We start from the raw sequence: 24,397 nt of genomic DNA on the forward strand, positions 1-24,397 counted from the left end.
ATTCATTTGCTACTAACCTTCCTTAAAGGGAAGAGGCACGGCTGCGTAAAACGGATAATCTGTAAATGAAAATTATTGTCAACGCATTTTCTGCTCGTCTGGGTGGTGGCAGAACGTATTTACTTAATCTGTTCGAACACATGCCGGACTCGTCGTGTCTAGAGGTTTTGGTGTTCGCTCCGCACAATCTTTATTTACCCAGCCACCCTAACATTCGACGCGTAGAGACTAAATGGCCCACTGAGAATCCAGTTTTACGAACTATTTGGGAAAAATTTGTACTCCCAAGGTTTTTGAAAAAGGAGGAAGCAGATGTTTTATTTTGTCCGGGGGGGGTGGTTTCTACCACGCCTCCTATGGGCTGTAAAGTCGCCACAATGTTTAGAAACATGATCCCTTTTGATACTCGCGTGCAACGTAACATACCTTTCGGGTTACAGCGTATCCGCGTATGGCTGCTCAATAGAGTTATGCTCAAAAGTATGACTGACGCAGACTTGACTATTTTTATTTCTAGTTATGCTCGTAGTGTTATTGAGTCGATTACGAAGGTAAAAAAAGCAGTTACTATTCCTCATGGTATCGGGAGGGCTTTTCGAACTCATGGAGCCACTGTTGCCCGTCCTGATTTTCTTCCGGCGGGTGATTACATTCTATATGTTTCCAGGTTTGACGTTTATAAGCATCACTACGAAGTTGTAGCAGCATATGGTCGCCTCCCAGACGAACTCCGAACGCGGTACTCTTTGATTCTCGTAGGCGAGGATAATATGCCCGAAGCTGATCGAGTAAAAATTTTAATTAAGGAGATGGGACTGGAAAGGAATGTTCATGTGCTAGGAGCCATACCTTATCAGAGCTTGCCTTCATTATATCATCATGCTGTTCTTAATGTATTTGCATCCTCCTGTGAAAATTGTCCAAATATTCTGCTCGAGGCACTTGCTTCGGGTAGGCCGATGATCTGTTCTAATGTAATGCCTATGCCAGAATTTGGTGCTGAGGCGGCGTTGTATTTCTCTCCTTTTGATTCGGAAGACATTAGAGAGGTTATGTCGACGGCATTGACTCGTCCTGGTGTTTTGGAGAAGTTGGCTAAGGCGGCTACGCAACAAAGCGATAAATTTGATTGGGCTAATACTTGTAGTGCAACTTGGCGGGAATTAATGGATCTTGCCGAACGCCCAGTTGAGAGAAGCTGACAAGTGAATATATTAGTTGTTTCTCAGTATTTTTGGCCAGAGTCATTTATTATTAATGATCTCGTAAAAACATTAGTGGCGCAAGGCCATGTCGTTAAGGTTCTAACAGGGAAACCCAACTATCCTGAAGGTATGGTTTTTGAGGGTTATAGTGCTTCCGGATATCAGGAAGAATGCTATGAGTCGAAAATTACTGTATGTAGAGCCCCGCTTCGCCCACGGGGTATATCCGGAGCCAAAAACCTGTTATTAAATTACTTTTCGTTTGTGATTAATGGGTTACGATTTTATCCATATGCAGTAAAAGGCCAGCGCTTCGATGCAATTCTTGTGTTTGCGCCATCACCGATTACTTCAGTAATTCCAGCGATTTATTTAAAGTGGAAGTTAGGCTGCCATTTGGCTGTCTGGGTGCAGGATCTTTGGCCTGAAAGTTTAAGTGCTACAGGATTTGTCACGAATAAGTTAGCGTTGCGTGTGGTCGGTCTTATGGTGAAAGGGATCTATGCTTTAGTGGATACCTTGCTTGTGCAATCGCAAGCGTTTAAGGCGCCGGTCTCTCGTTATGCTAATGTGGATAAAGTTGTCTATTATCCGAATTCTTATAAGGAAGTATCGGTTGTTTCCGAAAATGTTATTATCCCCCTGGAATTAATTTCGGAGCTAGAGAATAATTTCTGTTTGGTTTTTGCTGGTAATCTTGGCACGGCACAGTCGGTTGAAACACTGGTGGAGGTGGCGAGTAAATTAAAACACCTTGCTGGATTAAGGATTGTGCTTGTCGGTAGTGGCAGTATGTTCGGTTGGATTGAGGCGCAGAAAAACTCTAGAGAGTTGGATAATCTTATCCTGGCCGGTCGCTTTCCAGCGGATCAGATGATTCATTTTTTTAGCAGAGCGGCAGGGTTGTTGGTCTCACTGAAGAAGGATGAGGCGTTGTCCTATACCATTCCCAGCAAGGTTCAATCTTACCTGGCCGCTGGGAGGCCAATCATTGCAGCGCTCGACGGTGAGGGCGCCAGGGTCATTGAACAGGCGAAGGCTGGTTTGACCAGTCCTGCTCAAGATGCTGATGGTATGGCCCTTCGTATTGAACAGCTTTATATGATGAGCGTTGCTGATAGGGAGGCGTTGGGGAGCGCGGGGCGTGCATACTACCTCGAACATTTTGAAATGGGTCGCCAAAGCCAGCGTCTGGTCAAAATACTCGATAACAGAATCAATGAATTGAAAGGTAAGTCAAAATGAAAATTCTCGTATTAGGGATTACCGGGATGCTTGGAAGTGCCGTGTTCAGGCAGATCCATGGAGACTCGCGTTACGAGGTCTGGGGCAGTTTGAGGCATCCCAACGGCGCCAGACATTTTTCTGAGGACTCGCACAGTTCGCTGATCAGTAATGTCGATGTGCTTGATCATGATTCGCTTGTTGCGGTGATGTCGCGGGTTCGACCTGACGTTGTCATCAACTGCATCGGGTTGATCAAGCAACTGTCCGATGCCAAGGATCCACTGTCTGCGCTTCCTATAAATGCGATGTTGCCACATCGGATAGCAAAACTCTGCGCGCTTTCAAATACCCGCTTGATTCATATAAGTACTGACTGCGTGTTTTCTGGCCGTAAGGGCTTTTACACGGAGGAAGACGTATCCGATGCCGAGGATTTATATGGGAAGTCCAAGTATATCGGTGAACTTCATAATGACGCGAACGCAGTCACCTTGCGTACGTCCATCATTGGTCACGAATTAGGAAGTCACTATTCACTTGTGGACTGGTTTCTTTCCCAGGCTGGTCCAGTTAAAGGATATGAAAAAGCTATTTTCTCGGGGCTGCCTACTGTGGAGCTTGCTCGTGTTATTCGTGACTACGTTATACCTAACCCTGCGTTGACTGGGTTGTATCATGTCTCCAGTAATCCGATCGATAAATTTTCTTTGCTGAAGATGGTGGCGAAGGTGTATGAAAAGGAAATTGACATTATCCCGGATGATCAGGTTTCTATAGACAGATCGTTAGACTCTTCAAAGTTTCAATCAGCGAGCGGTTACCTTCCGCCTTCGTGGCTTGAACTGGTCGAATTGATGCACGCGCTGCGTTGATCATTAAATTAAATTATATTTCGGAAGTTGCTATGTTTGATAATAAAGTTTTAATGATTACCGGTGGTACTGGTTCGTTTGGCCATACCGTGCTAAAGCGTTTTCTTGATACAGATGTGAAAGAAATTCGCGTATTTAGTCGTGACGAGAAAAAGCAAGAGGATATGCGGATTTCTTTATCGAACGATAAAGTAAAGTTTTATATTGGCGACGTGCGAGAGCGGGATAGCCTCAATCAAGCTATGGTAGGTGTGGATTATATTTTTCATGCGGCCGCTTTGAAGCAGGTTCCCTCCTGCGAATTTTATCCTATGGAAGCAGTGCGCACCAATATATTGGGTACTGAGAACGTCCTAAATGCCGCAATAGCTTCGGGTGTAAAACGTGTAGTTGTACTAAGTACGGACAAGGCGGTGTATCCAATCAATGCTATGGGCATTTCAAAGGCTATGTCCGAAAAGTTGATGGTTGCTAAGTCAAGAATGATTCCCGAGGGCGGCCCCGTAATTTGCGCTACCCGCTATGGGAACGTTATGGCCTCTCGCGGCTCAGTAATTCCACTGTTTATTAATCAGTTGCAAAATGGTGAGCCATTGACAGTGACTGATCCGAATATGACTCGTTTTCTAATGTCGCTCGAAGATTCGGTTGACTTGGTGTTACACGCATTCGAGCATGCTGAGCAAGGAGATATATTTGTTCAGAAGGCTCCCGCTTCAACAGTTGCTGATCTTGCGCAAGCACTTAAGGATCTATTTGCCTGCGACAACGCAGTGAAAGTCATTGGTACTCGCCACGGTGAAAAGCTTTATGAGTCTTTGATTTCACGCGAAGAAATGGCCAAGGCCGAAGATATGGGACGTTACTATCGGATCCCCTCTGATAATCGTGATCTAAACTATAAGAAGTTTTTTGTTGAAGGGGAGCAAGAGATTTCCGATCTGGATGATTATACCTCGCATAATACAGAACGTTTGGATGTTGAAGGGGTTAAAAGGGTTCTGTTGAATTTGGATTATATTCAGGAGAAACTTGATGCTTAAGGTTATGACGCTGGTCGGTACGCGCCCAGAGCTTATCAAGATGAGCCGTGTTATTGCGGAGCTCGATAAGCAAGTCCACCATGTATTGGTGCACTCAGGGCAGAATTATGATTTTGAGCTTAATCAGGTGTTTTTTGACGAGCTCAATATTCGTAAACCTGATTACTTTCTTGGCGCTGCGGGAGATACTGCGGCAAAAACTATCGCCGAGGTAATATCCAAAGCCGATGAGGTCTTTGAAAGCGAAAAGCCCGATGCGCTTTTGCTTTATGGAGATACCAATACTTGTCTAGCCGTCATCGCAGCCAAGCGTCGCAAAATTCCTGTATTCCATATGGAGGCTGGTAATCGCTGCTTTGATCAGCGAGTACCTGAGGAGCTTAATCGCAAGGTGCTTGACCATTTGAGTGATATCAATATGGTGTTGACCGAGCACGCTCGACGTTACCTTCTTGCCGAGGGGATTCGTCCCGAAACCATTATAAAAACTGGCTCGCATATGGAGGAGGTACTTAGCTATTACATGCCAAAAATTATCGCCTCCGATGTTTTGATTCGAGAAGGCTTGGAGCAGGATAAGTTCTTCATTGTTAGCGCACACCGGGAGGAAAACGTTGACACACCCCAAAATCTGCGAGACTTGCTTGGCACGCTGCGTGCACTTGCCGATAGATACCAATTCCCTATTATTGTTTCCACACACCCCCGTACTCGCAAGCGTCTTGAGGCCATAGGTGAATCTCTAGATCATCCTTTGATCCGGTTTTCAAAGCCATTTGGTCTACTTGACTATATAAAGCTGCAGATGTCAGCGCTCTGCGTCTTGTCCGATAGCGGAACCATCACCGAAGAGGCTTCTCTTTTGAACTTGCCGGCCATTACTATCCGTAACGCGCATGAGCGTCCGGAAGGCATGGACGAAGGAACGCTCATCATGAGTGGATTGAAAGTAGATGGCGTATTGGACGCGGTAGGGGTAGTCATAAGTCAACATGACCGGGCACAGCGCGTTATCCCTGTCGTGAGAGATTATCAGGCAGGTCCGGTGTCGAAGCAGGTTGTTAGAGTTGTATTGAGTTACACCGACTACATCAATCGTACTGTTTGGTCGAAATCGACTTGAGGTTTTGAAATGCGTGTTTTATTGACAGGCGCTACTGGCTTCGTTGGTCGTGCAGTATTGGCTCGGATGGCGACTTCCGGTGACTTGGAGCCAGTGGCGGCCATTCGTGGGCACGCACTTCCAGATTTTCCTCAGAATATTATGCTCGTCCGGACGGCTGGGCTCGATACAGGTACTGATTGGTCCGATGCACTCAATCAAGTAGCGGTTGTCATTCATTGTGCCGCTCGTGTTCATGTAATGAATGATATTGAATCGAACCCTCTTGAGGCGTTTCGCAAAGTAAATGTCGAGGGTACGTTAAAACTTGCACGCCAGGCGGCAAGCATGGGAGTACGCCGTTTTATTTTTATCAGTTCTATTAAAGTAAACGGTGAAGGTACATCTATTAACGCGCCCTTCGAGGCTGATGCCTGTCCCGCGCCTACAGATCCTTATGGTCTTTCGAAGATGGAGGCAGAGCGGGGGTTGCGAAGCATTGCAGAAGTATCCGGGATGGAGGTTGTTATCATTCGACCGACTCTCGTATATGGGCCAGGAGTAAAAGCGAACTTCCTGAATATGATGCGTTGGCTGGATAAGGGAATCCCTTTGCCATTCGGAGCTATCCATAATCAGCGGAGCTTGGTTGCGCTGGATAATCTCGCCGATTTAATCGTGACATGCATTCAGCATCCTAAAGCTGCGAACCAGACGTTCCTAGTTAGCGACGGTGAGGATCTATCCACAACGGAGTTACTTAAACGAATGGGACGAGCACTAGGCAGGTCGGCGCGGTTGCTGCCGGTGCCGAGTGTGCTGCTAGAGCGAAGCGCGCAGATTCTCGGAAAGAGAGCCCTCTCACAGCGGTTATGTGGATCTTTGCGAGTCGATATTACAAAGACGCGAGAATTGCTGGGCTGGACGCCTATAGTCAGCGTGGATGATGCGCTTATGAGGACCGCCACCTATTTTTTGAATAACAAAAAACAACGGTAATCTTTCGTATAATTCGGCTGACGGCATTTAATCGAATCGGTTTTGTAGTTCAGGAAATTAAGTTTTGAATATATTTTGGTTGTTGGCAGCAGTGCTAGGCCTTTCGTTCTCGGCCACATGGGGATTGCGAAGATATGCATTGGCGCGCCACTTGATAGATATTCCAAATGCTCGAAGTTCCCATTCGGAGCCAACACCGCGTGGCGGTGGGGTGGCGATTGTTATCAGCTTCTTATCGGCGCTTCCTATATTAGCGGCTACTGATTATCTGGCTTGGCCATCCATGTGGGCATTGTTCGGAGCAGGGGCGGGAATCGCTGTGCTTGGTTTTCTTGACGATCATGGCCATATTGCTGCTCGCTGGCGATTATTGGGGCATTTTGCAGCATCGATATGGGCGTTATATTTATTAAATGGCCTGCCAGCGATCATGTTGTTTGGTATCAATTTTCAATTGAGCTGGTTTGGACACGTCCTTGCGGTTATTTATCTGGTCTGGATGTTAAACCTTTACAATTTCATGGACGGTATCGATGGGATTGCCAGCGTTGAGGCTATTTGCGTATGTCTGGGGGCCTGTCTGCTTTATCGGTTGGGTGGCTTTGAGGCTTTGATCGCGGCGCCGTTCGTCCTCGCTATGGCAGTGGCAGGTTTTCTGTATTGGAATTTCCCTCCGGCACGCATTTTTATGGGTGATGCGGGAAGTGGTTTTCTTGGCATCACCTTGGGACTGCTATCGCTGCAGGCCGCTTGGACTTCACCTAAGCTGATATGGGTCTGGTTGATCTTGCTGGGTGTTTTTATCGTCGACGCAACTGTCACGTTGATACGACGGCTGGTGCGTGGCGATAAGGTGTACGAGGCTCATCGCAGCCACGCTTATCAATTTGCTTCTCGTCAGTGTGGCCGGCATTTGCCAGTAACGTTGGCAGTCGCGATTATCAACTTGTTCTGGCTACTACCTCTGGCCGCTTGCGTCGTGTTGTGGGACATGGACGGAGCGTTGGCGTTGGTAGTGGCTTATGTACCGTTGGTGCTGCTGGCCTTCAGGTTTCATGCCGGCGTGCTTGAGAAGGACAACCTGATTTCAAGATAGGATTCGCGTTTTTTCGTATGTCGGTTGTCCAACAGTCGACGATGGAGCCGCGTGCATCAGGAACGGATTAGTTTAGGAGCTGCCCAAGGTGCGTGAAGGTTTTATGGATAGATTAAGAACAGCTTTGCTGGGATTGCCACGGAGACACAAGCGCGCGATCCAAGTGACAGCGGATGCATTACTCGTCTGGGTTGCCTTATGGTTGGCGTTCGTTGTTCGTCTGGGAGTCGAGGCGCTGGCCACTCCGATTGAAACGCATCTTTGGCTTTTCGCATGCGCTCCGCTGATAGCCATTCCGATTTTCATCCGTTTTGGAATGTATCGCGCTGTCATGCGTTATTTTGGTAACGATGCGCTGATTACCATTTTCAAGGCGGTCAGCCTTTCTGCCTTGCTGCTGGCCCTAGTGGTGTATTGGTACAGCAATCATAAATCCGTGGTGCCACGCTCCATTATCTTCAATTATTGGTGGCTGAGCCTCATCATGATTGGCGGTTTACGCTTGATGATGCGGCAATACTTTCTGGGGGACTGGTTTGCCGCAGCCCAGCATGTGCCTTTCACCAGCCGTGACGATGGCCTGCCCAAGGTTGCTATTTATGGTGCCGGGGCTGCTGGGAACCAACTTGTGGCAGCATTGCGGATGGGCAGGGTGATGCGGCCGGTTGCATTCATTGACGATGACAACAGTATTGCAGACCGCATAATCGCCGGGCTACAGGTCTACCAGCCCAAGCATATTCAAAAAATGATCGACACAACTGGTGCGCAGGAGATTCTGTTGGCGGTGCCTTCCTCGTCACGCGGTAGGCGTCGGGAGATACTGACGCTGCTTGAGGGGTTTCCGCTGCATGTACGCAGCGTTCCGGGGTTCATGGACTTGGCCAGCGGCCGGGTCAAGGTCGATGATATCCAAGAGGTGGATATCGCGGACCTCCTCGGTCGAGATCCCGTGCCCGCACAGGCCGATCTACTTGAGCGTTGCATCACTAGCCAGTCGGTTCTGGTCACTGGCGCCGGCGGTTCGATTGGCTCCGAGCTTTGTCGGCAAATCCTGGCACTGAAGCCGACTACGTTGTTGCTGTATGAGCATAGTGAGTTCAATCTCTATAGCATTCTGTCGGAGCTTGAGCCCCGGGTTATTCGGGAATCGTTGTCGGTTCGGTTGCTGCCTATCCTTGGATCGGTACGAGACCAGGACAAGCTGCTGGACGTGATGAAGACTTGGAATGTCGATACGGTCTATCACGCCGCCGCTTATAAACACGTCCCGATGGTCGAGCACAACATCGCCGAGGGCATCCTGAACAATGTGATCGGCACGTTGAACACGGCACAGGCTGCGTTGCAGGCAGGTGTATCGAACTTCGTCCTGATCTCCACGGACAAAGCGGTGCGCCCGACCAATGTAATGGGCAGCACCAAGCGGCTCGCGGAGCTGACCTTGCAAGCCCTAAGCCGTGAGCTGGCCCCTGTGTTGTTCGGTGACAAGGGCAACGTTTCGCGAGTGAACAAGACGCGCTTTACCATGGTCCGGTTCGGTAACGTACTGGGTTCGTCCGGTTCGGTCATTCCCCTGTTTCACAAACAGATCAAGTCCGGTGGGCCGTTGACCGTTACCCACCCCAAGATCACCCGCTATTTCATGACCATTCCCGAGGCCGCGCAGTTGGTGATCCAGGCGGGTTCCATGGGGTTGGGCGGGGATGTATTTGTGCTGGACATGGGCGAGCCAGTGAGGATTGTCGAGCTGGCGGAAAAAATGATTCATTTGTCTGGCCTAAGTGTTCGTTCGGAGAGAAATCCCCATGGCGACATTTCAATAGAGTTCACCGGTCTGCGCCCGGGTGAGAAGCTTTACGAGGAGTTGCTGATTGGCGACAACGTCGTCGCAACCCAGCACCCGATGATCATGAGTGCAAACGAGGACCACCTTCCTTGGGACACGCTCAAGGCCAAGTTGACTGAGTTGCTGGTCGCCATTGAGCACGATGACTACACTAGGGTCCGCCAGTTGCTTCGGGACACTGTCAGTGGTTACGCTCCGGACGGTGAGATTGTCGACTGGATCTACCAGCAACGCCGTCTCGAACCCTGATTATTACACAAACTGTAACGTACGCATTTTTGACAGCGATACATCATCGCCTAAGTTAGAGAGGCAGCTTCGGAAAAGCTGCTTCTCTCTTAACGATGTCATGGAGTGTCATTTATGCGTATTGGCTATTTCTACCCTTTGGTTTTTGCCCTTCTGACCAATGTTTCTATAGCTGCCATCGCGGCCCCTGCGGTCAAGTCGGAAACAACTGCTACATCGCCGACAACGCAAATGCCGGCGCAGTCGCAAGGCATTAAGGTGGATCTCAATGGTGCGGACGCCGCTACTTTGCAGCGCGAGTTGCTGGGAATAGGTGAGGCCAAGGCAAAGGCTATTGTTGCATACCGTGAGACTAATGGACCGTTCTCATCGGTAGAAGAGCTACTGGAGGTCAAGGGAATTGGCAAGGCAATTCTGGATAAAAATCGTGACAAACTGGAAGTTAACTGAGGTGTAACAGATCAAATAGCTACAATGCAGTTAACTTAAGGTTTATTTCAACACCCCATGGCGAGGGCGCTCTCTCCCTCGCCATGGATTCAAAAACTCCCCGAGCTTTTAGCAAGATAAGCCTAGACCATGGCGCGGCTGCGAATACGAGTTTATCTGCTGCACGATATGGAGCTCGCCGGAGCTAATGTCGGAGGTGGATATTGTTTAATGGTCGCAGGTAGCGTTTGATTGTCATAAGCTCAAAAGTATTGGAATGAATAATGTAAGTGTTGGATCACTACGTTGTTCCAGTAGTGTCAAGAGTGCAGCCAATATTCGTTGGCTGCGTTTGTTTACATGGAGATTATAGCGTTCAGCTCGGGAGTCAACCAATCAGCAGCAACATCTGATCCATCCTTAGATAGGTGCACGTAATCCGAATATAAGATCTTACCTGCCGATATATTTCTGCATTGATCCTTCGGGCAGAAAGCATTGCTAGGGTCTAAAAAGTATGTGTTGCTATGCGTATGTGCAAAATCATTTAATATGCCGTTGGTAAATTCTGACATTGATTTTTTTCTGTTATATGAAAGAAGACTTTCGCACGGTTGCGTGACGTATGAAGGCCTAAGTATGCACTCCGCAGGTGAGCCGCCTTTCGAAATAGGTTGGCTACCAATGATAATGAGCTTTCTGTTACCTATGTCTGCGCGAATTTTAGCCAGTAAATCAAATATTATATCTCGATACCTATCATCGCTTGTTGAGTCAATCAGCTCCAGATTTTCATCTGCAATTTGCCCCCTGTAACCTGCCCAGTGTTGAGCTATTATAAGGGGTAACTGATTGCTGCTTAATTTTTTCAGTAGGGCATCGTATGATTCACGACACCCTTTCACAGGATGGTTATTAACTAGTCGGACATAATTTTTTGAGAATAAACATCCGTGCTGAAACTGGCTCTGTATAAAACCTCCTGATGTGTTGAGGCTCGAATCGAGGCCGTGGGCGTACTGAAGAGCAAAGCTGTCGCCAGCTAGTATAGCGAGCGCTTTACCTTGGGTGTCGCCTAGTGGGGCATCAAGTTTATATCCGTTGCCGCCATAGTTATTTATGTGGAAATTTTTGGGGTCGTTTGTGAAATTCAAATATTCTTTCGATACTCTATTTTTCATTCCCTCTGAAGATATTATGATAGAGCATCCGTATATGGAGATGGCTGATGCAGTCGCTATGGCGATCAATCCCAATGGTTTTATGAAGTTTCGTTTTGCCATAAATAGCTTTTCCACGGAATAATAGAGCGCAGCCCCAAGTGCAATAGAAGTAAGCAGCAGAACTATTTTTTCCATTGGTGATGTTTCACGAAATACATAGTATTTATAGAATACGAGAAGTGGCCAGTGTACCAAGTAGATTGAATATGAGATTAGGCCGATAAATACTACTGGCCTTGAGCGAAGGATCCTTCCAGTGCTCGAGTCTCCCGCATAAATGCAAGCGGCGGCGCCAAGGCACGGAAGTAAAGCCGCAACACCGGGAAAAGGTGTTCCGGGCTTGAAAGATACGGCAGCAATGATAATGCTTGAAATTCCACTCCATGTGATAAAGGTATTAAGTTTTGAATCGAAAAAATTCTTTGGTGCGAATACTATAAGCGCCCCAATAGATAATTCAAATACACGAAATGGGATGAGGAAGTATGCAGCAGAAGAATCGTAGCCGAGCATGAGCTGAGAAGCCAATAGGGAAACTAACGTAAGTAACACTAGTAACCATGAAATATACCTATCGAACCACTTTAAAGAGAACCAAACTATGAGAGGCCAAACCAAGTAAAACTGCCATTCAGCGGCGAGTGACCAGGTATGCAGAAGCGGCTTGGTCAGAGAGGCGGCGTCAAAATATCCCTGATTAATCCAGAAGTAAAAATTAGAGGCTGAGAAAATTGTATATTTCGCTGATTCTGCTAATCCTGAGAATGAGGCGGGGTCCATTAATACAAAACCAGCCACTAAAGATATAAAGACTGTTGTCAGCAAGGCTGGATGCAGGCGTAGTAGGCGTCTTGCGTAAAAATCAACGAAAGAAAACCGACCAGCATTGATCGAGTTTCTTATTAATTCTGTTATGAGATATCCGGATATGACAAAAAAAACATCTACACCTATATATCCACCGGTGATGCCAAGTTCAAAGTGGAAAAGAAGGACGAGGATTACCGCTAAAGCTCGTAAGCCATCAATTTCCGGTCGGTAAGGTAGTTGTTTTCCTTTCATTTGTTCTCTCAGTTTAAGCCAAATTTCGGGTGTGATATGATTTCGGTTGGTCCGCCTTAGCGGCTCGTTTGTCTGGCGAAGCTATAATCGATACCGAATAGGCCGCAATATTCTCGTTGTCGCGCCTTGGGGCAAGGCCCTCCCGGCAGAGCCTCATACTAATGTCATAACTATTTCTCCTTCCATGACCCCCTGATGCGTGTAATGTATCCGGTCATTATTTGTAGTCTCCTGAAGGAGCGGGGGGAGTGATGGGGCGTTTGAGTCGCTCTTTGGATACTCGGACTCCATAAGCTCTAAGTGGTGTTTCAACTAAGCGGTAGGAGGTTTCCGCGAATAGTCCAGTGAGTATAAGTGCTACGGCTGCGGCAACTATGCGGTGTAGTTCCTGGGTTAGGTCTGTATATCCGGATTCTATGAAGGCTTCTCTCACAATTGCCAAAATTGGATTGTGAACAAGATAAATTGAGTATGAGCGTGAGCCGATATAAATAGCGAATTTGCGGAGTTTTCCGTTAGGACCGGTAAGATTAATATTTGCCGAGCATAAAAGAACGACCAGGCTCGAAGTAATTGCTACCAGTCCCATGTAGTATGGAGACCAGCTTATTTTTGCGGTAATGATTGGCAAAGGAATGCAGATCAACAAGGCGATCTGTAATAGTGTCTTCTTGTTGCCTGAAAAAAAGAGCGAAATTTGACGCGGGTAATAGTGCCAGATCAGTGCTATAAGTGTCCCGTAAAGCAGCGCGTCGCTTCGGACAAACCACAGCAGAGTGCCCCATGGGCGTATCTGCAATGACTGGTAAATGGCCGCAGCGAGAAAGGGAATTATCAGAAGTTTTCGATTGGTTACCAGGAAAAGGGTGATGGGGAGAAGTAGGTAAAATTGTTCTTCTAGAGAAAGACTCCAATAGTGCCATAGCGGCGTGGAATGGACAGAGCTTCCAACAGACCATATGTATAGATTTTGAATGTTTAACATTCCGAATAGCCACGAGTTGATCATGTTTTCTTGCGAGTTGAATGTTCTGGATATATCAAATGTAAATGAAGTTGCCAGTGCTATGGTCGCCCAAAGAATTGCCGCGGGCCACAGGCGGAAGAGCCGTCGTATCCAGAACGAGCCGGCAAAATATAGAAAACTAACTTGTTGGTTTGCTGCTTTTAATAAGGAGGAGGTGATCAGGTAACCGGATATACAAAAAAATAAGTCAACACCTCCTCCGAGCCAAAAATATGTCGTCCATTTATACCAGGCCGGGTTCAGGCGACCCAAATGAGCAACAAAGGTTATAATAATTGCGTAGGCGCGCAATACCTCGATATCTAAGTTTTTTTGCTCGTTGTTGGAGGATATCATGCGTTGTCTGCAAACAATGTTCTTGGGGACGGTGCTGGATTCTACAGGCGAATTCATTGAATGTCGTTATCGGGTGCTTACCTAACTCTTCTGGGTGTGCGTCATGGATCGGGTAACCTCATAAGATCCATCCCTGATCAAGGACCCGCGCCATGCACAAAGACTACCCAGCCGCCTACCAGGTCAGCAAAGGCTCAGCCCTGCAAGTGGACAAACCCTTCTACGACCGCATCCGCACCCAGCAGGACAAGCGTACCCTGATCGAACAGTTCGAAGTGCCGATCCGTACTGGTAAGGCCTGGCACGTACCGGCCGGTCATGTGTTCCGTGTCACCACCCCAGTGGGCCCCCAGGTAGGGGACTTCAACGTCTGGAACGCCCACGACCCACGGGAGCGCCTGTGGGCGGCGCGCACGCGCCAACTTCAGGGCGCCCACGTCAGCACCCATGATCGGTTGTGGTCGAACCTGCCATTCCTGCGGCCGTTGGTGACCATCACTGATGACAGTCTGGCCGCTTATGGCATCGATGAGCATGGTGGGCGATTGCACGATTTGCTGGGGACCCGTTGTGATCCGTACGTGAACAAGATGCTGACTGGGGAGGATTTCCACCATCACTGCCATTCGAACCTGACCCGTGCGGTGTTGCCTCACGGCTTGACCGAGTTCGATGTACACGACGTGCTGAATATCTTCCAGTGCACCGGGCTTAATCATGACGACATGTATTTCATGAAGGCCTGTCCGGCGCAGAAAGGTGATTACCTGGAGTTTTTTGCCGAGATCGATTTGTTGTGTGCCTTGTCCACCTGCCCGGGTGGTGATCTGTCGCTGGCGATGTGGGGGCCGGATGCGCAGGATCCCCTTAGCGTTTGTCGTCCGTTGGGTGTGGAGATCTATCGGTTGGAGGATTCATTGCTGGAGGGCTGGAGCCAGCCTGAGCGGGCGGAGTACAAGGGGCTGCATGGGTTGCATATTGCCAAGGCGGATTGGGAGAAGTAACGCAGTAGGCGGACAGGACGCGGCCTTCTGTGGCGAGGGGATTTATCCCCGCTGGGGCGCGCAGCGGCCTCTTTTAAAACCCACCCAGTCGATCAGATAGACCGCGTGACAGGTTTTGGGGCTGCTGCGCAGCCCAACGGGGATAAATCCCCTCGCCACAAAAGCTTTGTGTCAGGCAGTACTCCACAGTGTTGTGCCAGCCAGCCTGCCAGCAGCCAGCACTCAACGATCCTTGGCTTCTTTCGCATCCATTTCCGCATTGCGCTCGGCAACACGCTTGCGCTGTTCATCGGTCAGTTCGACCTTGTTGGCGGTGTCTCGCAGCATCATCAAGCCACCAACGATCGAGCCGATTGCAACAATCAGAATCAACCAGGCATACCAGGGCATAGGGCTCTCCTTGAGGGGGCGATGGATGACGAAGATTTCGTCTGTCCATCGCACCTACCACTTATGAGCGAAGGTTGTTCGCAGTGGTTCCATACTACGCCCGTTCTGTCGGGTTCACCTCAAAGCCCGGTGAGCATCGCATCGGCGGGGGCGTCGGCGCGCAGTTGCGCGGTGAGCATGAAATACAGGAAGCCCACGGCCATGAAGCCAAGGAAGATCAGCCCGATCAGCGCATTGAACCAAGCCATCGCCACCAGGCACACCACCGCCAGCACCAGGGCGATACCGGGGATGATCGGGTAGCCTGGCGCGCGGAAAGTGCGTTCCAGGTTGGGTTCGGTTTTACGCAGTTTGAACAGGCTGAGCATGCTCATGATGTACATGACGATGGCGCCGAACACGGCCATGGTGATCATCGCCGCGGTCAGGGTCATGCCGCCGAGGTTGATCAGGCCGTCGCTGTAGATCGCCGCGATGCCGATCAGACCGCCGGCGATGATGGCGCGGTGCGGGGTCTGGAAGCGCGACAGTTTGGCCAGGGAAGCGGGCAGGTAGCCGGCGCGGGCGAGGGCGAAGAACTGCCGTGAGTAGCCGAGGATGATGCCGTGGAAACTTGCCACCAGGCCGAACAGGCCGATCCACACCAGCATGTGCAGCCAGCCGGAGCTTTCGCCGACTACGGTTTTCATGGCTTGGGGCAGCGGGTCGTTGATGTTCGACAGGGTGCGCCAGTCGCCCACGCCTCCAGCGAAGAACATCACGCCCATGGCCAGGAACACCAGGGTCAGGATGCCGCTGATGTAGGCCTTGGGAATTGTGCGTTTCGGGTCCTTGGCTTCTTCGGCGGCCATGGCCGCGCCTTCAATGGCCAGGAAGAACCAGATGGCGAAGGGGATGGCGGCGAACATCCCGGCGATGGCCGGCGCGCCGAACACATCGGAACCGGCCCAGCCGTTCAAGGCGAAGCTGCTGAAGCTGAACGCCGGGGCCACGACGCCCATGAATACCAGCAGTTCGACTACCGCCAAGACGCAGACGATCAGCTCGAACGTCGCGGCCAGCTTGACCCCGAGGATGTTCAAGCCCATGAACACGATATAGGCGCCGACTGCTGCGTGTTTCGGGTCCAGGGCCGGGAACTGCACGTTCAGGTAGGCGCCGATGGCCAGGGCAATGGCCGGCGGGGCGAAGACAAATTCGATCAGTGTTGCCAGGCCGGCGATCAACCCGCCTTTCTCGCCGAAGGCGCGACGGCTGTAGGCGAACGGCCCGCCAGCGTGGGGAATGGCGGTGGTCAGCTCGGTGAAGCTGAAGATGAAGCAGGTGTACATGGCCGCCACCATGAAAGACGTCACCAAAAAGCCCAGTGTCCCGGCCACGCCCCAGCCGTAGCTCCAGCCGAAATACTCGCCGGAGATCACCAGGCCGACGGCAATGCCCCATAAATGCAGGGTGCCCAGGGTGGGTTTGAGTTGTGTGTTCATCGGTGGCTCCCCTCGATCCATAGCAAAAGCGCTGGCGAGGGCAGTGCAGTGGGCGTGCCAGTGTGGCGCGGGCGGTCGTAATGGGTGAAATCGTGTCGTATCGGGGATGTTCGCTACCGGATGGCTTGGTTTTGTGCCCCAGTTCGGAGCATTGGTGCCTGGGGTGGCCTTATCGCGAGCAAGCTCGCTCCCACATTGGATCTGTTGTGAATAAAGAATTTGCGTCCACTGAAGATTCCCGGTGGGAGCGAGCTTGCTCGCGATAAGGCTACCCCAGCCAACACTTTTTACGGATTCTTTACCCCCCACTCCCTCTCTCGATCTCGTTCCTTTACACCCTCCCTATCGACAATCACTCCACACACGGCACGACGCCGTACCACGGAGAAATCCCATGAATGTTCTGGACGGGGTGTCGCTGCTGCTGGCAGGGGCGCTGTTCATTTATCTGCTGGTTGCGCTGTTGCGCGCCGATCGGAACTAGGAGCGGCTATGCACGGTTATGACTACGGGCTGATCCTCGCCTTCTTCGCCCTGGTGCTGATTCCGGCACCGTTTCTGGGGCGTTTTTACTACCGGGTGATGGAGGGCCAGCGCACCTGGCTTTCACCGATCCTCGGTCCGGTGGAGCGCGGTTGCTATCGCCTGGCCGGTGTCGATTCCACCGCTGAGCAGAGCTGGCAGAAATACACCCTGGCCTTGCTCGCGTTCAACCTGGCGGGTTTTCTGCTGTTGTTCGCCATCCTGCTGTTACAGGGGCATTTGCCACTCAACACCGAACAAGTGTCAGGCATGGAATGGACCCAGGCCTTCAACACGGCGGTGAGTTTCACCACCAACACCAATTGGCAGTCCTACAGCGGTGAAGCGTCGTTGAGCTACCTGAGCCAGATGGTTGGCCTGGCTGTGCAGAATTTTGTCAGCGCCGCCACCGGCCTGGCCGTGCTGGTGGCGCTGTGTCGCGGCATCGGGCGCAAGTCCGCCGCTACGCTGGGTAACTTCTGGGTCGACATGACCCGCGCCACCCTCTACGGGCTGTCGCCGTTGTGCCTGCTGCTGGCCTTGTTCCTGGTGTGGCAGGGCGTGCCGCAGACCTTCGCGCACTATGTGCACGGGGTCACGCTGCAGGGCGCCGATCAGGTCATCCCGTTGGGGCCGGCCGCCAGCCAGATCGCGATCAAGCAACTGGGCACCAACGGTGGCGGTTTCTTCGGCGTCAACTCTGCGCATCCGTTCGAAAACCCGACGGCCTGGAGCAACCTGTTCGAAGTCGCCTCGATCATCCTGATTCCCGCCGCGCTGGTGTTCACCTTCGGCCATTACGTCAAGGACTTGCGCCAGAGTCGGGCGATCATCGCCTGCATGCTGGTCCTGTTCCTGATTGGCGGTGCCACGTCGTTGTGGGCTGAATACCAACCCAACCCTGCCTTGGACAATCCGGCCGTCGAGCAAACCGCGCCGCTGGAAGGCAAGGAAACCCGCTTCGGCACCACCGCCACGGTGCTGTGGTCGGTGACCACCACGGCCGCGTCCAACGGTTCGGTCAACGGCATGCACGACAGCCTCAACCCGCTCAGCGGCATGGTGTCGCTGGTGAACATGATGGTCGGCGAGGTGATCTTCGGCGGCGTCGGGGCCGGGCTCTACGGCATGCTGTTGAACGTGTTGATCGCCGTGTTCCTGGCCGGCTTGATGATCGGTCGCACCCCGGAATACCTGGGCAAGAAGCTGGGTGCCCGGGAGGTGCAATTGTTGGTGGCGACCTTGCTGGTGATGCCCGTCAGCGTGCTGGTGCTGGGGGCCGTTGCCGCGAGCCTGCCCGGGCCTGCCGCGGCGGTGAGCAACCCGGGTGCCCACGGCTTCAGCCAGTTGTTGTACGCCTACACCTCGGCGGGGGCGAACAACGGTTCGGCATTCGCCGGGTTCGGCGCCAACACACCTTTCCACAACCTGATGCTGGGCCTGGGCATGTTGATCGGCCGGTTCGGCTACATCCTGCCGGTGCTGGCGTTGGCCGGCAGCCTGGCGCTGAAGAAGAGCGCGCCGATTGGCCAGAACAGCTTTCCCACCCACGGCCCGCTGTTCGTGACCTTGTTGACCATGACCATCCTGCTGGTTGGGGGCCTGACCTTCCTGCCAACCCTGGCGCTGGGGCCGATTGCCGAACACCTGAGCATGGGCTTCTGAGGACCTGATGATGAATATGCCGATGAGCAAAACCGTCGCCGCCAAGGCACCGGAACAACCCAAGACCCACCTGTCGGCCCTATGGCGGCCCGCCTTGGTGCAGGCCTTCGTCAAGCTCGATCCACGCCAGTTGCACCGCGCGCCGGTGATGTTGGTGGTGGAGCTGACCGCGATCCTCACCACCGTGCTGTGTTTCATCCCCGACAGCGCCGTGCCGACGTTTGTCGCCGCGCAAATCGCAGTGTGGCTGTGGTTCACCGTGCTGTTCGCCAACTTCGCCGAAGCCTTGGCCGAAGGGCGCGGCAAGGCCCGGGCCGACAGCCTCAAGGCCGGCAGCGAAGGCCTCAACGCACGTCGCCAGACCGCCAACGGCTTTGAAGTGATTCCCGCCACCCGTCTGCGCAAAGGCGATGTGGTGCGCGTCGAGGCCGGCGACATGATCCCCGGCGACGGGGAAGTGATCGAAGGCATCGCCGCGGTCAACGAGGCGGCGATCACCGGCGAATCGGCGCCGGTCATCCGCGAGTCCGGCGGCGATCGCTCGGCTGTCACCGGCAATACGCGGCTAGTCTCCGACTGGCTGCTGATACGCATCACCAGCAATCCCGGCGAGTCTACCCTGGACCGCATGATCGCCTTGGTGGAAGGCGCCAAGCGTCAGAAAACGCCGAACGAGGTGGCGCTGGATATCCTGTTGATCGGTCTGACGCTGATCTTCCTGTTGGTGGTGGTGACGCTGCAACCGTTCGCTCATTTCGCCAACGCCAGTCTGCCGCTGGTGTTTCTCGTGGCGCTGCTGGTCACCTTGATTCCCACCACCATCGGCGGGCTGCTGTCGGCCATCGGCATCGCCGGGATGGACCGATTGGTGCGCCTGAACGTGATCGCCAAATCCGGCCGAGCCGTCGAGGCGGCCGGGGATGTGCATGTATTGATGCTGGACAAGACCGGCACCATCACCTTTGGCAATCGGCGTTGTACAGCGGTCTGTGCTGCCCCTGGTGTGAGTGCCAAGGAGCTGGCTGAAGGTGCGCTGTTCGCTTCTTTGGCCGATGACACGGCCGAAGGCAAGTCTATCGTCGAGTACCTGCGAGGTTCGCACTCACTGCCCGAGCCGGGCGTCGAAACGCTGACGGCCGTGCCGTTCAGTGCCGAAACCCGTTTGTCCGGGGTCGACTATCAGGGGCGCATCTACCGCAAGGGCGCCGTGGACTCATTGCTGGATTTCATCGGCCTTGCACGTAACGAGTTGCCTCCAGCCCTGGCGCGGGAGGTCGACAAGATCGCCCAGAGCGGTGGCACGCCGCTGTTGGTGTGCATGGACGGTCGGTTGTTGGGCGCCATCCACCTCAAGGACGTGGTCAAGCCGGGCATTCGCGAGCGCTTTGCCGAGCTGCGCAAGCTGGGGATCCGCACGGTCATGGTCACCGGCGACAACCCGTTGACCGCTGCTGCGATTGCCGCCGAGGCCGGTGTCGACGACGTGCTGGCGGAGGCCACGCCGGAGAAGAAACTGGCGCGTATCCGTCACGAGCAAAATGACGGTCGGCTGGTGGCCATGTGCGGTGACGGCGCCAACGACGCCCCGGCCCTGGCCCAGGCCGATGTCGGCATGGCGATGAACGACGGGACACAGGCCGCGCGGGAGGCGGCCAACATGGTCGACCTCGACAGCGACCCGACCAAGTTGCTCGATGTGGTGCAGATCGGCAAGGAACTGCTGGTGACCCGTGGCGCGCTGACCACCTTTTCCATCGCCAATGACATCGCCAAGTATTTCGCGATCCTGCCGGCACTGTTCGCGTCGATTTATCCACAGCTCGGCGTGTTGAATGTGATGCACCTGAGTAGCCCCCAGAGCGCGATTTTGTCGGCCATTGTCTTCAACGCCTTGATCATCGTCGTGCTCATCCCCCTGGCCTTGCGCGGCGTGCGAGTGCAAGCGGCCAGCGCGGCGGCGCTGTTGCGGCGCAATCTGTTGATCTATGGCCTGGGGGGGATCGTGGTGCCGTTCGTGGGGATCAAGGGGATCGATATGTTGCTGACGGCGTTGCACCTGGTTTGACGTAGTTATCGAAATGCACCGCTGGCCTTGTGGCGAGGGGATTTATCCCCGCCGGGCTGCGCAGCAGCCCCCAAGCCTGATACCTCCGTGTGCCAGGAAAAACGATAGCGACTGTTTTCGGGGCTGCTGCGCAGCCCAGCGGGGATAAATCCCCTCGCCACAGATGTGTTTTCAACTGAGGAATTTTAAATGTCCACATTAATTCGCCCGGCCTTGAGCCTGCTATTTCTGATGACCCTGATCACCGGCGTCGCTTACCCATTGGTGGTCACCGGCGTGGCGCAAGTCGCTTTTCCCGCCCAGGCCAACGGCAGCTTGGTCGTCGATGCGGCCGGTAAGGTCCGTGGCTCGACGCTGATCGCCCAGGATTTCACCGGCGATGCGTGGTTTCATCCACGGCCATCGGCCGGTGCCTTCGCCACGGTCGCCAGCGGTGCCAGCAATTTTTCCCCAAGCAACCCGGCCTTGGCCGCGCGGGTGATCGATGACGCCCAAAAACTCCTGGTGCCCGACCAGGGCCCGGTGCCGCTGGCCTTGCTGACCACCTCCGCCAGCGGGCTGGATCCGCACTTGCCTCCGGCGGCGATTGCCTATCAACTGGCGCGTGTCGCCGCGGCGCGCAATTTGCCGGTTTCGACGGTGCAACAACTGCTGGATGCCCACACCGAGCAGCCCCTGGTCGGGCCTCCGGTGGTGAATGTGCTGGCGCTGAACCTGGCCCTGGAAAACCTGTAAGCCAGTGGGACCGCCTTCACGAGCAAGCCCGCTCCCACGCTGGATCTTTGGCGGTTGTAGGAATAGCGTACGGCGCAGCTCCTGTGGGAGCGGGCTTGCTCGCGAAGGCGTCGGAACATTCACGCCATCAACATCAGAACAAGAGACCCCAGCATGAGCGACTCCGGCCGCGCCGACGCGCTGTTAGCCAACCTACCCCGTAACGGCCGTGGCCGGCTCAAGGTCTTCCTTGGCGCGGCCCCGGGTGTCGGCAAGACCTTCGCCATGCTGCAAGCGGCTCACACCCAACTGCGCCAAGGCGTGAAAGTCATCGCTGGTGTGGTGGAAACCCACGGTCGCAGCGAAACCGAGGCGCTGCTCGGCGGCCTGGTGCAGCAGCCGTTGGTGCGTTCGGAATATCGCGGCGTGATGCTCGAGGAAATGGATCTCGACGGTTTGCTCGCCGCCTGCCCCACCCTGGTCCTGGTGGACGAACTGGCCCACAGCAATGCCCCTGGCAGCCGCCATGCCAAGCGCTGGCAGGACATTCAGGAGCTGCTTGCGGCGGGCATCGATGTCTACACCACGGTCAATGTCCAGCATCTGGAAAGCCTCAACGACCAAGTGCGAGGTATTACCGGTGTGCAAGTGCGCGAGACCTTGCCGGACTGGGTCCTGCAAGAAGCCGATGAGCTGCTGCTGATCGACCTGCCACCCCGTGAGCTGCTGGAGCGCCTGCGCGATGGCAAGGTCTACGTACCGGAACAGGCCCGGGCGGCGATCGATGCGTTTTTCTCCCAGACCAACCTGACCGCGTTGCGTGAACTGGCCATGCAGACCGCCGCCGCCCAGGTCGACAATGACCTGGCCCAGGGCTATCGACAACTGGGCCAGGCCGCCCCGGCAGTGCGCGGACGCCTGCTGGTGGGGGTGGATGGTGATGTGCAGGCTGAGCGTCTGGTGCGCCATGCCAGCCGCGTCGCCCAGCGTCGACATCTGCCGTGGAGCCTGGTGCATGTGGACAACGGCAGCGTCCGTGACGAGGCCTCGCGCCAGCGCTTGCAGAATGCCCAGCAACTGGCCGAGCGCCTCGGTGGCGAAGTGGTGCTGCTGCGGGCCGGCGAAGTGGCCAGGACGCTGATCCAGCACGCCAGCGAACGTCGCGCCACGCTGGTGCTGGTGGGGCAGTCCCGACCACGCCTGCGCCGACGCCTGTTTGGCGGCGGCCTTGCTTCGCGCCTGCTGCGCGATGCCCGGGGCCTGGAAATCAACGTGCTGGACAGTGACGAGCAACCGCGTCCCGCACGCGTGCGTTCAAGCGCCGTCCAGACCGGGTTCGATTATGTGCTGGCGTTGCTGGCGACCGTGGCGGCCAGCGCATTGGCCTGGGGAGTCTCGGGGTTGCTGGCGTTGCCCAACATTTCCCTGGTGTTCCTGATGGCGGTGTTGCTGGTGGCGGTGCGCAGCAGCCTCGGCCCGGCGCTGGCCTGCGCGGCGCTGTCGTTCCTGGCCTATGACTTCCTGTTCATCCCGCCGAACTTTTCCCTGACCATCCAGCGCGAAGAAGACGTGCTGACGCTGGTGTTTTTCCTGTTCATGGCGGCCCTGACCGGCAACCTGGCCGCTCGTCAGCGCCGTCAGTTACAGGCCCTGCGCGACACCCAACAGGAAACCGGTGAATTGCTGGACCTGTCCCGCAAACTCACTGCCGCCACCGACCGCCAGGCCGTGATCAGTGCCGCCGTCCAGCACTTCGGCGGCTGGCACGACTGGCAACTGTGCCTGCTCAACCGCGACGGCCAGGGCGGCTGGAAAGTCGAGAGCGGGGAGCCGTTGACGTTCACCGAGTCCGAGCGCGCGGCGGCCGACTGGTCGTGGCAACACGATCAGCCGGCCGGCGCGGGCACCGGGACACTGCCCTCCGGGCGTTGGTGGTGGTGGCCGCTGTCGGCTGAGGGCGGGCCGCTGGCGTTGCTGGGCGTATGCCCGAAAGCAGGCAAGCCCCTGAGCGGCCAGCGCCGGCGTTTGCTGGCAGCCCTCAGTCAGCCATTGGCCCAGGCCCTGGCCCGGGCCCAACTGGCCCAGGACCTGGAGGCGGCCCGTCTGCATGGCGAAACCGAGCAACTGCGCAGTGCTTTGCTGGCTTCCGTGTCCCACGATCTGCGCACACCGCTGACCGCCATGCGCGGCAGCATCGACAGCCTGCTGGCGCTGGGGGAGGCGATCCCGCTGGCCGATCGCCGCGAACTGCTCGAAGGCACCCGCGATGAAGCCGAGCGGTTGGATCGCTATATCCAGAACCTGCTGGACATGACCCGTCTGGGTCACGGCGCCCTGAAACTGGCGCGGGACTGGGTGGCGCCGGCCGATATCGTCGGCAGTGCGCTGAACCGCCTGCGAGCGGTGTTGGCGCCCCTGGCGCTCAGTGTCGAGGTGCCCGCCGAATTGCCCTTGCTGTATGTCCATGGGGCGTTGATCGAGCAGGCCCTGGTCAACGTGCTGGAGAACGCGGCACGATTCTCGCCGACCCACGGACGCCTGCTGCTGAGCGCCGGGGCGACCGACAGCGAGGTGTTTTTTGCCGTGGCCGATGAAGGGCCCGGGATCCCTGAAGAGGAGCGGGAGAAAATCTTCGATATGTTCTATACCGCCGCGCGCGGTGATCGGGGCGGGCAGGGTACAGGGTTGGGATTGGCGATCTGCCAGGGCATGGTCGGTGCTCACGGCGGGCGAATCAGCGTGGCCGAAGGAGTCGACGGACGCGGCACCAGCATTACGTTGCACTTGCCGTTGCAGGCGCAACCGGGCCTGGACGATGATGCTTGAGCCTGGCT

At 54.4% G+C, this 24,397-nt stretch carries 19 protein-coding genes; 15 read left to right on the forward strand and 4 right to left on the reverse strand.

Annotated elements, in window-relative coordinates; genetic code table 11:
• Window positions 1-65: 65 nt before the first annotated feature.
• The 9 genes from ACMTA2_RS09455 (at window position 66) to ACMTA2_RS09495 (ending at window position 10,092) form a co-directional block, all read left to right on the forward strand.
• Window positions 66-1,202 carry a glycosyltransferase family 4 protein gene (locus ACMTA2_RS09455; RefSeq protein ID WP_413794630.1) on the forward strand — a complete coding sequence of 379 codons (1,137 nt, stop codon included), beginning with the start codon at window positions 66-68 and terminating at the stop codon, window positions 1,200-1,202.
• A gap of 3 nt (window positions 1,203-1,205) precedes the next feature.
• Window positions 1,206-2,450 carry a glycosyltransferase family 4 protein gene (locus tag ACMTA2_RS09460; protein ID WP_413794631.1) on the forward strand — a complete coding sequence of 415 codons (1,245 nt, stop codon included), beginning with the start codon at window positions 1,206-1,208 and terminating at the stop codon, window positions 2,448-2,450.
• Window positions 2,447-3,304: a dTDP-4-dehydrorhamnose reductase family protein gene (locus ACMTA2_RS09465; RefSeq protein WP_413794632.1), complete on the forward strand. Its 858-nt coding sequence runs from the start codon at window positions 2,447-2,449 to the stop codon at window positions 3,302-3,304. Before ACMTA2_RS09460 ends, ACMTA2_RS09465 begins: the two co-directional genes overlap by 4 nt.
• Window positions 3,305-3,336: 32 nt before the next feature.
• On the forward strand, window positions 3,337-4,347 hold the full coding sequence (locus ACMTA2_RS09470) for a polysaccharide biosynthesis protein (protein WP_413794633.1): 1,011 nt from the start codon (window positions 3,337-3,339) through the stop codon (window positions 4,345-4,347).
• A complete protein-coding gene (gene wecB / locus ACMTA2_RS09475) occupies window positions 4,340-5,470 on the forward strand; it encodes a non-hydrolyzing UDP-N-acetylglucosamine 2-epimerase (RefSeq protein ID WP_413794634.1) in 1,131 nt (376 codons plus the stop codon). Before ACMTA2_RS09470 ends, wecB begins: the two co-directional genes overlap by 8 nt.
• Window positions 5,471-5,479: 9 nt before the next feature.
• Entirely contained in the window at window positions 5,480-6,448 is a 969-nt protein-coding gene (locus ACMTA2_RS09480) for a UDP-glucose 4-epimerase family protein (protein ID WP_413794635.1), read from the forward strand.
• Window positions 6,449-6,512: 64 nt separating this feature from the next.
• Window positions 6,513-7,544, forward strand: a complete 1,032-nt coding sequence (locus tag ACMTA2_RS09485; protein WP_413794636.1) for an MraY family glycosyltransferase — start codon at window positions 6,513-6,515, stop codon at window positions 7,542-7,544.
• Window positions 7,545-7,647: 103 nt separating this feature from the next.
• On the forward strand, window positions 7,648-9,642 hold the full coding sequence (locus tag ACMTA2_RS09490) for a polysaccharide biosynthesis protein (RefSeq protein ID WP_413795621.1): 1,995 nt from the start codon (window positions 7,648-7,650) through the stop codon (window positions 9,640-9,642).
• Between the two features lie 114 nt (window positions 9,643-9,756).
• Complete coding sequence (locus ACMTA2_RS09495) at window positions 9,757-10,092, forward strand: ComEA family DNA-binding protein (RefSeq protein WP_413794637.1); 336 nt, start codon at window positions 9,757-9,759, stop codon at window positions 10,090-10,092.
• A 335-nt stretch (window positions 10,093-10,427) separates the two neighbouring features.
• On the opposite strand, the gene ACMTA2_RS09500 is transcribed toward ACMTA2_RS09495, so the two are convergent.
• Together ACMTA2_RS09500 and ACMTA2_RS09505 are read right to left on the reverse strand one after the other, a co-directional pair.
• On the reverse strand, window positions 10,428-12,356 hold the full coding sequence (locus ACMTA2_RS09500; protein WP_413794638.1) for an acyltransferase family protein: 1,929 nt from the start codon (window positions 12,354-12,356) through the stop codon (window positions 10,428-10,430).
• Between the two features lie 217 nt (window positions 12,357-12,573).
• Entirely contained in the window at window positions 12,574-13,776 is a 1,203-nt protein-coding gene (locus ACMTA2_RS09505) for an acyltransferase family protein (protein WP_413794639.1), read from the reverse strand.
• 95 nt (window positions 13,777-13,871) lie between these two features.
• Here ACMTA2_RS09505 and ACMTA2_RS09510 point away from each other — a divergent pair, with 95 nt between their 5' ends.
• Entirely contained in the window at window positions 13,872-14,723 is an 852-nt protein-coding gene (locus ACMTA2_RS09510; RefSeq protein WP_413794640.1) for an urea carboxylase-associated family protein, read from the forward strand.
• A gap of 222 nt (window positions 14,724-14,945) precedes the next feature.
• Here the strand turns inward: ACMTA2_RS09510 and ACMTA2_RS09515 are convergent, their stop codons facing one another.
• Window positions 14,946-15,113 carry a DUF2897 family protein gene (locus ACMTA2_RS09515; protein ID WP_003183831.1) on the reverse strand — a complete coding sequence of 56 codons (168 nt, stop codon included), beginning with the start codon at window positions 15,111-15,113 and terminating at the stop codon, window positions 14,946-14,948.
• 119 nt (window positions 15,114-15,232) lie between these two features.
• Window positions 15,233-16,597 carry an ethanolamine permease gene (eat, locus tag ACMTA2_RS09520; RefSeq protein ID WP_413794641.1) on the reverse strand — a complete coding sequence of 455 codons (1,365 nt, stop codon included), beginning with the start codon at window positions 16,595-16,597 and terminating at the stop codon, window positions 15,233-15,235.
• 394 nt (window positions 16,598-16,991) lie between these two features.
• On the opposite strand from eat, the gene kdpF reads away from it, so the two are divergent.
• The 5 genes from kdpF (at window position 16,992) to ACMTA2_RS09545 (ending at window position 24,389) form a co-directional block, all read left to right on the forward strand.
• The gene (gene kdpF, locus ACMTA2_RS09525) at window positions 16,992-17,081 is read left to right on the forward strand and encodes a K(+)-transporting ATPase subunit F (RefSeq protein ID WP_063322338.1); all 90 of its coding nucleotides are present in this window, start codon (window positions 16,992-16,994) and stop codon (window positions 17,079-17,081) included.
• Window positions 17,082-17,089: 8 nt separating this feature from the next.
• Window positions 17,090-18,784 carry a potassium-transporting ATPase subunit KdpA gene (gene kdpA, locus ACMTA2_RS09530; RefSeq protein ID WP_413794642.1) on the forward strand — a complete coding sequence of 565 codons (1,695 nt, stop codon included), beginning with the start codon at window positions 17,090-17,092 and terminating at the stop codon, window positions 18,782-18,784.
• 10 nt (window positions 18,785-18,794) lie between these two features.
• Window positions 18,795-20,849 (forward strand): potassium-transporting ATPase subunit KdpB, encoded by a 2,055-nt coding sequence (kdpB, locus tag ACMTA2_RS09535; RefSeq protein WP_413795622.1) that lies wholly within the window; start codon window positions 18,795-18,797, stop codon window positions 20,847-20,849.
• A gap of 189 nt (window positions 20,850-21,038) precedes the next feature.
• Window positions 21,039-21,584 carry a potassium-transporting ATPase subunit KdpC gene (gene kdpC / locus ACMTA2_RS09540; RefSeq protein ID WP_413794643.1) on the forward strand — a complete coding sequence of 182 codons (546 nt, stop codon included), beginning with the start codon at window positions 21,039-21,041 and terminating at the stop codon, window positions 21,582-21,584.
• A 153-nt stretch (window positions 21,585-21,737) separates the two neighbouring features.
• Window positions 21,738-24,389: a DUF4118 domain-containing protein gene (locus ACMTA2_RS09545; RefSeq protein WP_413794644.1), complete on the forward strand. Its 2,652-nt coding sequence runs from the start codon at window positions 21,738-21,740 to the stop codon at window positions 24,387-24,389.
• The last annotated feature ends 8 nt before the right edge of the window (window positions 24,390-24,397 follow it).

Source organism: Pseudomonas medicaginis (genome assembly GCF_965119365.1).
In the GTDB taxonomy this organism is placed as follows: Bacteria; Pseudomonadota; Gammaproteobacteria; order Pseudomonadales; family Pseudomonadaceae; genus Aquipseudomonas.

Bases quoted from the DNA above. Each gene is read 5' to 3' on its own strand.
- ACMTA2_RS09455 (WP_413794630.1), top strand. From the start codon at position 66: ATGAAAATTATTGTCAACGCATTTTCTGCTCGTCTGGGTGGTGGCAGA.
- ACMTA2_RS09465 (WP_413794632.1), top strand. From the start codon at position 2,447: ATGAAAATTCTCGTATTAGGGATTACCGGGATGCTTGGAAGTGCCGTG.
- ACMTA2_RS09470 (WP_413794633.1), top strand. From the start codon at position 3,337: ATGTTTGATAATAAAGTTTTAATGATTACCGGTGGTACTGGTTCGTTT.
- wecB (WP_413794634.1), top strand. From the start codon at position 4,340: ATGCTTAAGGTTATGACGCTGGTCGGTACGCGCCCAGAGCTTATCAAG.
- ACMTA2_RS09480 (WP_413794635.1), top strand. From the start codon at position 5,480: ATGCGTGTTTTATTGACAGGCGCTACTGGCTTCGTTGGTCGTGCAGTA.
- ACMTA2_RS09490 (WP_413795621.1), top strand. From the start codon at position 7,648: ATGGATAGATTAAGAACAGCTTTGCTGGGATTGCCACGGAGACACAAG.
- ACMTA2_RS09495 (WP_413794637.1), top strand. From the start codon at position 9,757: ATGCGTATTGGCTATTTCTACCCTTTGGTTTTTGCCCTTCTGACCAAT.
- ACMTA2_RS09500 (WP_413794638.1), bottom strand. From the start codon at position 12,356: ATGAAAGGAAAACAACTACCTTACCGACCGGAAATTGATGGCTTACGA.
- ACMTA2_RS09505 (WP_413794639.1), bottom strand. From the start codon at position 13,776: ATGAATTCGCCTGTAGAATCCAGCACCGTCCCCAAGAACATTGTTTGC.
- ACMTA2_RS09510 (WP_413794640.1), top strand. From the start codon at position 13,872: ATGCACAAAGACTACCCAGCCGCCTACCAGGTCAGCAAAGGCTCAGCC.
- ACMTA2_RS09515 (WP_003183831.1), bottom strand. From the start codon at position 15,113: ATGCCCTGGTATGCCTGGTTGATTCTGATTGTTGCAATCGGCTCGATC.
- eat (WP_413794641.1), bottom strand. From the start codon at position 16,597: ATGAACACACAACTCAAACCCACCCTGGGCACCCTGCATTTATGGGGC.
- kdpF (WP_063322338.1), top strand. From the start codon at position 16,992: ATGAATGTTCTGGACGGGGTGTCGCTGCTGCTGGCAGGGGCGCTGTTC.
- kdpA (WP_413794642.1), top strand. From the start codon at position 17,090: ATGCACGGTTATGACTACGGGCTGATCCTCGCCTTCTTCGCCCTGGTG.
- kdpB (WP_413795622.1), top strand. From the start codon at position 18,795: ATGAATATGCCGATGAGCAAAACCGTCGCCGCCAAGGCACCGGAACAA.
- kdpC (WP_413794643.1), top strand. From the start codon at position 21,039: ATGTCCACATTAATTCGCCCGGCCTTGAGCCTGCTATTTCTGATGACC.
- ACMTA2_RS09545 (WP_413794644.1), top strand. From the start codon at position 21,738: ATGAGCGACTCCGGCCGCGCCGACGCGCTGTTAGCCAACCTACCCCGT.